Origin of the sequence: Aquimarina macrocephali (genome assembly GCF_051627225.1) — a bacterium.
Lineage (GTDB): Bacteria > Bacteroidota > Bacteroidia > Flavobacteriales > Flavobacteriaceae > Aquimarina > Aquimarina macrocephali.
The window spans coordinates 2518081-2530201 of the sequence record NZ_CP151795.1 but is presented as its reverse complement, the minus strand read 5'-3'; the positions used below and the strand labels follow the sequence as shown (position 1 = coordinate 2530201).

6 protein-coding genes are annotated in these 12121 nt (G+C 32.4%); all 6 read right to left on the bottom strand.

From position 1 onward, the window contains the following. Window positions 1-89 precede the first annotated feature (89 nt). The 6 genes from AAFU52_RS11255 to AAFU52_RS11230 all read right to left on the bottom strand — a co-directional run bounded on the left by AAFU52_RS11255 (window position 90) and on the right by AAFU52_RS11230 (window position 12113). Window positions 90-935, bottom strand: a complete 846-nt coding sequence (locus AAFU52_RS11255) for a hypothetical protein (RefSeq protein ID WP_438426447.1) — start codon at window positions 933-935, stop codon at window positions 90-92. 46 nt (window positions 936-981) lie between these two features. Beyond that, on the bottom strand, window positions 982-2247 hold the full coding sequence (locus AAFU52_RS11250) for a GMC family oxidoreductase N-terminal domain-containing protein (protein WP_438426446.1): 1266 nt from the start codon (window positions 2245-2247) through the stop codon (window positions 982-984). A 230-nt stretch (window positions 2248-2477) separates the two neighbouring features. Next, window positions 2478-3365: an outer membrane lipoprotein-sorting protein gene (locus AAFU52_RS11245; protein WP_438426445.1), complete on the bottom strand. Its 888-nt coding sequence runs from the start codon at window positions 3363-3365 to the stop codon at window positions 2478-2480. A 274-nt stretch (window positions 3366-3639) separates the two neighbouring features. Beyond that, the gene (locus AAFU52_RS11240; protein ID WP_438426444.1) at window positions 3640-6162 is read right to left on the bottom strand and encodes an efflux RND transporter permease subunit; all 2523 of its coding nucleotides are present in this window, start codon (window positions 6160-6162) and stop codon (window positions 3640-3642) included. A gap of 421 nt (window positions 6163-6583) precedes the next feature. Further along, complete coding sequence (locus AAFU52_RS11235) at window positions 6584-10351, bottom strand: beta-ketoacyl synthase N-terminal-like domain-containing protein (protein ID WP_438426443.1); 3768 nt, start codon at window positions 10349-10351, stop codon at window positions 6584-6586. 1 nt (window position 10352) lies between these two features. Beyond that, a complete protein-coding gene (locus tag AAFU52_RS11230) occupies window positions 10353-12113 on the bottom strand; it encodes an aminotransferase class III-fold pyridoxal phosphate-dependent enzyme (RefSeq protein WP_438426442.1) in 1761 nt (586 codons plus the stop codon). Between the last annotated feature and the right edge of the window lie 8 nt (window positions 12114-12121).

Below are 12121 nucleotides of genomic sequence, written 5' to 3'. Positions count from 1 at the left end.
AACATCAGGTTTTCTATTAAGATAGAGAGCTTCCTCATAAGCCAGTATGTGGCCTATGATCTACAAATTCAGAAGTCTAACTGGGTTCTTTATATCATCATCTCTTCAGGTTGACCAACTTCCTGAACATAATCAACCTTAGCGTTACGATATTTTTCTTTATCTAATATCTTAGGCATTTTTGCAAACGCATAGGGTAGCATACTAGGGATTAGCCAATTAGCTAATGCGTATGGAAAGTAACCTCCTGGATCAACTGCGTCGTATACAAATTCATATTCTACTTCACCATTCTTTAAAGGAGTGTATCGCCATCTATTATGCATTTTTGTCACTCGATGACAACGTTTATTAACAGGTAGTTTATCTGGTGCAGCTACAAAATTGAACTTCATTTCTTTACTAACAGGATCTTGTGAAAATTCGGATTTAACCACATATTCTCTAACTTTGAAAGGAGGAAAAACTTTCTGTTTAAAAGTATAATATACAAGTTCTGGGTACATTGAATCATCTATGTAATGTGAATCAAACATATTTACATCTTCTGCCGAATCTGGATTTCTCATAAGGGTCAAAATACTGGCTAACCTAATAGATTTTAGTCTACCAACAATTTTAATTTTTAACAACTTTTCCCCAGGGGTTTTCAACGTATAGACCTTCATTTGTTTTTTATCAGATTTCAATTTCCATTGACTTGATCCTGATTTTTTCCAAAGGGAATTTGCTGAAATCAAAATAAATACCAGTAATAGTACTTCGACCAAAACTAAGGTTATAATCCCTAATTGCCCATCAATAAATCTGCTCCATATAAAGGGAGCAACTGCTCCTACTACAATACTTAAAAGTGTCAATACCAATAAAAAGCTATTGGTCTTATTTTTCTCAGAATGTTCCATAATATTATTTGTTTTTGTGTTATGATTCAAAACCGTGAGTTTTATCAGTTTTGAAATTATTTAGTTGGTTACCTTTTTAAGAGGCTATCAAATGCCTGGAAAGATATTTAGCCAGACACACAAGTGTAAGAGTTGGTGTTACTCGATCACTATCAGGTAATATAGAACCATCACACACATATAAGTTATTATACTGCGTCTGAAAATTTTCATCTATTTGCTCTTTAATCCTGATTGTTCCTAAAGCCCCTCCTGATATCAAGCTTGTTTTAAAGATTTTTCTGGCCCCTGCGTTTTTTAATATCCTATTAGCCGCTTCTATTCCTTTCTTCAATTTCTTATGATCATCTTCAGTTAATTTTTTGTAATATTTACCCTTTTCTGTAAGCTCTCCCCCAACAGCTTCTTTCACTTTCACTGTAATCCCAATGTGTTTTGGATATGAAGCGATACGAAATGGTTTAGCTGAAACGATCATACCCATGTTAAATAGAAAACGATGAAAATTAGCATCCATCAATTCAATATCATCGTCCAACTTTGCCCCCATACAACCACAAAAGTTTTCTTCTGACGAAAGGTCCGAAACCTTTCCTATAAGACCAATACTTGGATTAATGTAAAAACCATGATTCACTACATTTTTGACTCCGCTATTTTTAAGAATAATGGGAGTGGCCAACGAACCAGCTGCAAGAATTATTTTTTCTCCATATGCCTTAAATACCTTCTTTTTTTTCCCAATATAGTATTCAACACCAATAGCCTTTTTATTATCAAGTATAGCTTTAGAAACAGTGGCTTGATTAACCAAAACTGCTCCATTTCTAAGAGCTTCTTCTACAAAAACTCTGGCTTTCCATTTTACTTCATAATAATTTTTGTGATTGAATTTTGACTGATCTATCAACATCAACTTCTTTTCCCAATCATAACCTAACTGTCTGGCACTTTCACCTAATCTTTTTGCCTGACCGCCAATTAATGCATCTGATATTTCTGCAACTGGTAATTCTTTACGCACTTGTTCCAAATCTTCGGTAAGATCAATTCCCATATCTTGAAAAGTTTTTATTGGAGGTGAATCTGCCACAGCAAAATACATAGCTGTTGTACCTCCTGTAGTAAAAGCACGTAAATCTTTTAATTTATTTGTAACACGGATTTCATTAGAAATTTTGGCATACCCCATAAGGGATTCTTTTAGTGGTCCGTTACCACCCCGTTCCAGAATAAGAACTCTTTTGTTTTGTTTACTTAATTCTTTTGCTATTGTAGCTCCGCAAGTCCCTGAACCTACTATTATAGCATCAAAATGTTCTTCTCTATTTGAATATTTCATCTGTTTATAAAATTGTTTTAGAGGTCAGACCTGTCTCCCGGCTGTCCAGTGGAATTCATCAATGATCCTTTTAAATTGATATAAATGAAGTTATTATGGTTCCTTTATATGTACCATTTTTTATAAAATTTCTATGACTTCTTCATGAAGTGGTTTAATTCTGGATTATGTGATAGAAAATCTATTTTATCCCAAAGCGTCATAAGCAAATTACATAACCTGGGTTATATTTATTTCAAACTATTACGAAGTTTGACTAAAATTTGTTCCCTAAATGTAAAATCCTCCAGGGTTCTTGTCGTTAAAAAATCATCCGAAATTTCTTGATCAAAGGCTACCGAAATCATATTCATGATACTTATCGTGCGAGTGGTAAGGTTATTTATAGTTAATTGCCTTGCGATCCAAACGTTATCAATTTTTTCAATTTTTGACATAGTCATCTGTTTATAGTGGTCTCCATGAACATATAGGTTCTTCTTTAAACTGATATATCTTTCTTTATCTATCCATGATATTGTTTTACTATATTTTGATTTTTTTGCCCTTTCTGATGTAGGGGTATACTCAATAACCCAGGCTTCACGGCTCTTATAGCTTTCTTCTCTCAAAATCTTGAAGTTATATTCATCTATTTTCAAATCTTCCATATCTTCAAGGGAAAATTCTGAGCCAAAAAAACTTCCATTATTATCATTACTATCTTTACTTGATGCCAAGCGTTTTACTTTACTTAATTCAGGAAAATATATCCAACTATCATTATCCTTACCTAATTCCCCATACTCATAGGTTAACATACCTACTCCTTTTTCTTTTTTAGGCTCAATTATTATAGAAATTGATCGACTGTCTTGATTGTGATCTCCATAGTTTTTAGCAACACTCTCCAGTAATTTGTTTCTTGCTTCTTCGGTACATACTATTCTTTTATTGGACACCGTATATTTACAGGTCGATAATTTTATTCTCTGTACGGATGTGTTAAAAGATTCTTTGGCCACTTTGTGTACCTTTAGCATAATATCCTTTGCTGACTGTGTTGGTAACCGCATCTTTGAAAATGACGATGTCAAGGCTATTGTAACAACAAGTAATACAATCTGTTTTTTTTTCATTATTTACTTATTTAAGTTTAAAAGTTTTAACAAGAAACAATATCGCTGCTACTCTTTGCCTATTAAATACAATTCAAAATAATCATATCAAGTTCAAAGGATTGGGATATAATAGGTTTTGGTTTCTTTATGAAAAGTCTAAAAAAAATTATAATAATTAAAAGCAAGGCGAAAGTTTTTTACATAACCAACTAACAACAAGTTGATTACGAAACAAACGAAGTATATTCCCTGTCTCCCAGGCAAGCAAGCACTTTGTTTTCTTATCTAAGTTTTACATTGCCATTTTTCTTTGAAGTTTTGGTTTTCCTTTCCTTCGAAATTTTGGTTTGAATACTAAGATCAAAGCTGGCAATAGGAAAAGGTCACACATCAAAGCCGAAAAAATTGCGATGGAACCAAATTTTCCAACATTAGCGGTTCCTTCCATTGCCGAAAAGGATAATATACCGAAACCTAATCCTAAAATTAAACTTGTAAAAGTAACTGCCTGACCTACTTCTTTTACTGTATGGTACAAAGCTTTTTTTATATCTCCATCCCTCCTTACCATATCACGATAATGACTTATAAAATGAACGGTATCATCTACAGAAATACCAACTACTACCGGAAGTAACAACAATATATCTACATCCACAGATCGTCCTGTTAACCCTAACAACCCTAAAGTTAACATTGATGGAATAAGATTAGGAATAATTGCTATCAAACCTCCTTGCATAGATCCAAAAACAAAAATCAATACTATAGTTACTACAATTAGAACCATGATAATATCCTGCAAACCATTGCTTGCGATCACCTGTACAAATCTCATATTCATGGGCAATGCTCCTGTTATGGACACCTTTGTATCTGGGTATTGTTGCTTTAGAGTTGCTACTGCTTCATCAATATCCTTTTGCATATTCTCATATACGTCTAAGTATTTGAGAGAGCCCACATTATATAATTGTAAAGAAATATGTGACTTACTATAATTGTCTGAAACTTGTTTTCTACGGTCTTCTGGGTTTGCCAGATTAAAAAGGAAAAGAGTTTGGGATAAAGCACTCTGATTTTCTGGAATAGAATACATCTCTTCCCTCTCTTCATTCAATGTTTTATTAGCTTTTTTTACAACTTCTACCAGAGATGATGTTCTTACAACTACATCTTCGTATTTTGTTTCTAACTTTCGTTGTAGTTTATCAATCGTATTCAGTACTGATGGATTTTCAAAAGCATTGGCCTTAGACAGGTCTAAAAAAATCTCCATATTAAGGCTTCCCATTAGTTTTTTATCAATAATCTCTGCAGATTCCCTATAAGGGTTACCTTCTACAAATTGGTTGGCAATATTTGTATCTATCCTAAGTATAGTTACACCATAAATGTTTATTCCTAAAACTAATAGAAACAACAAAATAATACTAATAGGGTTCTTTTGTACCAATGATAGGACATTGCTCATTTTTTTTTGCAGGAACAGAGAGAAATTAGGCAAATACTTATTTGTTGATAATCTGAATTTCTTTTTTTGCAGTGTACTATCTCTTCCAGGCGCCCATACATCAAGTAACAAGGGTAAAAAGAATATTGTCAGAATACAAGCAAAAGCAACACCCGCAGCTGACATTATACCGAAAACCTGAATACGAGGAATTGGAATTAAAAAACAAGCCAACATACCTATTATATTAGTAAACGCAGTCAATACAATTGCTTTATTAGTTGATTTAAACACTTTTTGTATGGATGTTTTTCGGTCATTTCCCTGATTTCTGAAATATACGTAGCCCGAAAAAATATGTGCGGCATCACATACTCCAACAGTTAGGATCAACATGATGGTTAACATCAAAAATACGGTTACCTCTACCTCTAACCAACCTGCTAAACCAATTACCCAAATAGCACTTACTATAACTATGATAAGTGACCAGGCCACCGCACTAAATGAGCGGATAAAAAACCATAACAGAATAGATATTATCAATAAAAGTCCTAAATAAATTGGGCCCGCTTCATTCATAGCTATTGATTGCTGTTCATAAGCAAGAGGCGCATTTCCTACCGCATAATATTGCAAATGATTCTTGTATTCAGGTTTATTTAAGATGGTATTTATTTCTTCCATCAAAGGAACCAATTCACTTAAGTCTGCACGTTTAAAACGAACTCTTTCTTCAGTTTTTTGGATTTCACTCATATCCGCAACAACCATTTCATCCATATCCAAAGCATCCTCAAGTCCTTCTTCTGTAATGATATCCGATTCTTCTTCTAATCGTTCTGTACCAAAGTCAGTTTGAATAAGTATTCCCCCGTATTTCATATCCTTTGAAAAGAAAAGCAATGGAAATGATTTTTGAGATAGCGCCAGCTTACGAACCCTTTCAATCTCTTCCTGCGTAGTTGGAATATTATCACCTATCAGTTTTTGAGAAACTAACACATCACCTTCTGCCGTTAAAACCGAGGCATTTACAAGGGTATTGACCTTAACAATATGTTTCAATATTGTTGAATCATCCTTATGTTTTGTGTCGAGAATATCCTGGCGAATTTTCTTAACCACCTCCAAAGATTTTGTAGAGAACACATCTCCATCCACAGGTCTATAACCTATATAAACTCCCTCATTACTTCCAAATTCTGCTTTAAACTCATCCATTGCAATTAATACCGGGTCATCATCTGGAAACCATCCTTCGATGGTCATATCAAATTTAGTTTTAGGTATTCCAAGCATTGTAAATACAGTAATAGCTATAAAAGCTAACCAGATCATCAGTCTTTTCTTTCGAACCATATTAGTAGTGTTTTCAAGAAAGTGAGTTATGGATTTAGAGATATTGACCATAGTTATGTTTTATTACATTCTTTAATAATAACCTTTTAAATTATTTAATATTCTTGTAGATTATTCTTGCTTTATCATTGGACGTTCCTCTTCGGGTCTAGCTATTCGTTCTAGGTCTTCATCCAAGTATCATCGACTTCTAGACTTTACATTGCTATTCCTAATGCATTTTGACAAAGTCTTAATAAGAGATAAACATCGATAGCCGCTATCTCAGAATTTCATTTAAAAACTGATATAAATGAATAAGAGTAAACAAACCATCTTATTATCTATAAAAAAAATTCTTGAAACCAACAACCTCCAAAATAAAACCACAGGGGGTTTTAATGATTTCATTTTGATCTGAAGATCAAAAACCGTTTTTTATCTACTGGTGCACTTTTTGATTTGCTCTATTTTTGGCAGATAATTTCTTGGGTGAAGTTGTATTGAAAAAAGTATTAATCTTTTTAGCAATTTTTTTACTATTATCTTTGTTTATAATAGAAAAGTGATTTGCCTTAATTGAATATATATGGGCTGGTTTTTGTAATAATTCATTCCATCCATAATCTTCTGGAGCGTTTTTATATACCTCGGTATAACCTTCGGTTGCTTTAATGAGTATTACATCAATCTTTGATGGCAATCTTAAAGGCTTATATGAACGGCAATTTTTATCATTGATAAGAGCTGTATTGATACTTATAGCCAATTGTTCTTTTGGAAAATTAAATCCCAAATTTTTGATATTATTATAAAAATAATCTATTATTTTATCCTCCGGAATTTTTTTTAGCTCTTCGACGTCTATGTCTAGTATTTGTCCGGATGAATTTATAAAAACTGCCTTAATACCTTCTACCAAGTCATCAAAAATATCAATTGGAGGTTGTAATGGTGAAATAGTATCCAAAAGTATTAAAGAGCTTATTTCTTCATTGTGACTAAGTAATATTCTAGCCATTTCGTAAGCAATTATCCCTCCATTTGAAAACCCTAATAGACGATAAGGCCCCTTAGACTTTGCTTTTTTTATAGTAGCAATATTAAATTCTGCAATTTCTTTAACACTTTTAAAAGATAATGCTTGCTTTCCTAGTCCAATTGCTTCTATACCATAAAAAGGTTGTTCTTTACCCAATGCATGAACTAGATGCTGTAATGGGATCATATTGCCATCAGCTCCAGGAACAGCAAAAATAGGTTCCTTTTCTCCTTTAACATTCACTGCAACCATATTGTCAAAATCTACAGAATTAACCTTTTCTTCTTTTAATTCTGGGGAAGAATATTGCTTGCAAAATTGATTTTTATCCTTTGTTACAACTAGGTTTTCTATTTTCCTTGCATAGTTGTCGACCAAATATTTTGTAAGTTTTTGTATATCTGAGTAATCAAACAAAATAGCTGGTGATATGCTTATACGAAGTAAATCGTTTATTTGAGCGATCATTGAAATTAAGCCTATTGAGCTCATTCCCAAATCAATAAAATTCTGATTATTTGCAATATCTAAAATAGGTTTTTTGAGTTGTAAAGCTACTTCTTGTTTAAAAAATAAATCTATCTTTTCTTTTGGTTCCATAGAACTCTTTTCAGAAGCATCTTTAGACATAAAGAAAAACCATTTAGACTGCTTTGAAGTAGTATGAATTTTTTCTATATTATCAGGAATAGATTCTTGTATCTTATAATCTATTGATTGATCTTTCTTATCAATATCAACCCAATATTTTTCTTTTTCAAAAGGGTATCCTGGTAAAGATATTGAACATACTTCTTTATCTTTCCAAGCTATTGTCCAATCTATAGGAAGTCCACAAATCCATAATTGAGCTAATTGCTCCCATTGAGCTTTATGCAAACTCTGTTCAACCATTATATTTATAACATCTTGTGTTAGGGCATTGATTATTCGATTTTCTTTGTTGAAATTAATATTTCCATAAAAAATCCCTTCTTTTTCTAATGATATTTCTTTACCCATCTGTTTGACCATGGTAAGCTTCTTAGACAACTCAGCATAAGATGTAGCAAGGATAGCCAACCTTTCGTCCATTGCTTGGTGCCCAGTTTGTAATGTATAAATCATATCGTCAAAAAGCTCTTGATGAGCAGTTGACATGAAATCTATATATTTCTGAACGTATTTATCCAAACTACTACGGTTTTTTGCTGAAATAATAAATAATTGTGGCTCAGTCTTGCTTTCTTTAATATTGTCTGAAACCTTCCTATTATATTCTTCCATCAAAATATGAACATTCACTCCACTATCTGAAAAGGAATTAACCCCTGCTCTTATTGGAGAACTATCTTTTCGTATTGATTCGAATGGGATATCTGAATCTGCAATATAAAGTGGATGAGAGGAATCCTGAATATCAATGAATGAGCTGGTTTCGTTTTTTGATATGGTTGCTGGAAATTTTTTGTTATAAAATGACAGGGATAGTTTAATAAGGCTAACCAATCCACTTACAGATTCAAGGTGACCTATATTTCCTTTAGCACTACCCAAAGCACATTTCTTTTCTTTTGATTCATTACCCTTAAACACTTTTTTAATCCCCTCATATTCAAAAGAATCTCCCCATTTCGTAGCATACCCATCAACTTCAATATAGTCTATTGTTTCTGATTTTATTGATGCTTTTTTATAACATTCTTTAATAACATCTGTAAATGACTCTACTTTAATTTCTTGTAAAAACCTGGCATTACCTCTGTTTTTTTGATGACTATTCTTAATAACCCCATAGATTCTATTATTATCTCTTTCTGCCTCGTCAAGTCTCTTTAGAACTACTGAAGCAGCTCCTTCTCCTCTTGTAAATCCATTAGCATTTTCATCAAAAACTGCACATGTCCCATTAGGTGATAACATTCCAATTTTTGACAAGGAAATATAATCTTCTGCAAACAGATTTAAAGATACTCCTCCCACAACTGCCACATCACTTTCCCTATTTAACAAGGAGTAATACGCCCTGTTGATGGCAACTGCAGATCCTGCACAATTCATATTAATACACTCACTCGGGCCTAAAAAATCAAAAACAAATGAAATTCTATTTGCCAAATAATAAGATGGGCTTGAAGAAGAAAAAACCAAAAACTCAGGATCAACTCCTTTGATATTATTTTTGTTATCTCTTAGGTAATTCTCATACTCAGCATATTCATAACTCATAAAAACACCAGTATTAGACCCCCTGAGTTTATCAATATCCATTCCCGCATCTTGAAATGCTTTATATACTTCTTGAATGAGCAGTCGTTCTTGAGGATCCATAAACATTGCTTCTTCCGGTTTTATATTAAAAAAACCAGGATCAAAACATTTCACATCCTCTATCAATGCCCCCCATTTTGATATAGTTGTATTTGGTGTAGCTGATTTATTATAGAAGGCTTTCCAATTCCATCTTGACTCCGGAATTTCCTGAATACTATTTTTTTTATTAATTAAATTGTTCCAAAACATTTTTGTATTTGGTGCATCAGGAAAATTACAGCTTATACCAACAATAGCAATATCTTGAACTTCATTAAAAGAAGAATCTGTTTTCTGGCTTGAAATTTTAGGTACTTGAGGTTTATTAATATCAATTTCTTTAAAAACATCAATATTATTGGTTAAATCTTCATAATGATTTACTATCAGACATTCTGCTATCTCATCAATAGATTTGAAGTTTCTGTATGAAAGATCAACGGCATATTTTTGATTGATATAATTTAATACTCTTTGAAAAGGGCTATTTTTTTTACGCCTCTTTTTATGTAATCTATCATTAATTACTATAGAAGGCTTTTTTAAAGATATATCAGTATCATTAGACAAATTTTCTGGTAAAGATTCTTCCTCAACAATATCTATTTCATCAATATTTTCTTGCTTTTCATTTTTTACTTTCTCGATTATACCGGCCAAATCCCCTAATGTATTTACTTCGGTAAACTGTGCTGGAGTAACGGAAACATTTAATTGATTCGTTAGATTTGTCATCAATTCCATTACAATGATAGAATCCATCCCAAAAGTTTCAAGATCTGAATCAGCATCAAACTTATCTAAAGGGATTTTCAAGGTTGATGCAACTATACTTTTTACTGCATCATAAATAGTTGTTTCTTCTACTGTTTCCATACTAATATAATTCTTGTTCTTTAATCAGGTCACTGACAATAAACTCTTTAAGCTTAGCCATTTGTTTGTCATTTATTTTCATATCAACTTTCTTCTGAGTAGAAACTGATTCATTTTTTTTCAATACTAGTTCATGAGCTTTCTTTTCTTCTGTTACCTCTTTTCTTTCCTCTTTCTTCTCATAAAAAAAACCTTCCTCCATTAGGGTTTTCAAACTTACTTTTATCCCTTCAATTATCTTTTTGATATCATTATTTGTGTGTGAAGTTGTTAAAAAACAGTTTCCTTGAATATTTGTCTCAATACCATTCATTCTCATCAAAATAAACATCAATGCTTCTGTTACTCCCCAAAAACTATCCAAGTACCTAAACCGGAATAATGAGCCAAAATAATCGATTTTTATTGGTAACCTATTTTCCAAAAAGAATACCTTGAGCTCCTCAACCATATGTTTTGTCTTATCATTTAACTCACATAAGAAGCATTTACAATTTTTACTATCGTTATTACATTCTTGATCTTTAGGTAGTTTTCTTTTTATTTCAGATAGTACAGCATGGCATGAAGCTATTTTTAATGGGTTTTGTGAGTGTGTTCCCCCCATACTGGTTCTTTTTGATTTTGGCATTGAATCATCATTAAAATTCCACATCCCTCCATCAATCAAATCCATGTATTTTGCTGATCCTGCAATTACCCCTGTTGGTAATCCTCCCCCTACTATTTTTCCATACGTTGCTAAATCGGGTTTAATATTAAATATCCCCTGGGCGCCTTTGGGAGATACTCTAAATCCCGTAATCATTTCATCAAAAATTAGTGGTATTCCCTTTTCTAAGGTAAACTTTCGTAACTCTTTCAAGAATTCGATCGGTTTATTATAAATAAATCTGGATTGTACCGGTTCCACCAAAACGCCTGCGAGTTCATCAATATGATCCTCAATTATATCTAAAGCATTTTTATCACCATAATCTAATACAAGTATTTGTTCTGCAAATTCCTGTAACATACCTGGTCCTGCAGCAAAACTATTTCCGTTCTGATCTTTTATTGCCATAACGGCATCAGATAACCCATGGTATGCGCCTTCAAAAATCACTATCTTCTTTTTTTGTGTTGCTGCACGTGCTATTCTAACAGCTACCATTACAGATTCTGTCCCTGATTGTGTAAAAAGTACTCTCTCGTGCCCGGTTATTTCACTAAAAAGTTTTGTTGTTTCAAATATTGCATTTGAATAACCTGCTAAGGGAATTCCCTTATCCATTGTTTTTTTTACAGCATCCAAAATGAACTTTGGCTTATGCCCAAAAATATTAACCCCCATATCACCCGATATATCGATATATTTATTTCCATCGATATCATATACATAAGCTCCTTCTGCATTTTCATAGGTAATTTGAAAATGTAACTCCTTAATTTCTTTAATTAAATGAAATGCTCTTCTTTGATCAACAAAATATGATTGGTGTTCAATCACATTATTTTTTGATTTTGGAACAAAGTTTTCATAATCCAAGGCCAGTTTTTTTATAAAAGCCCTTTGCTTATCATTTAAATCTCTTTGATCAAGAGGAGTTAGCGTTTTTTTTGTTGTATAATCCTCTTTATTGCCCGTTGATAGTTGATATCTAAGCTTAGATATCAATTCTTTTTGTTCAAACTCCTGCAAATTTTTAAAACTTTGAATTGCTTCCTTCTCATCAATTTCTTTTGAAACAATTTTTTCGAATATATTATCAATTACTGTCATTGTATTTC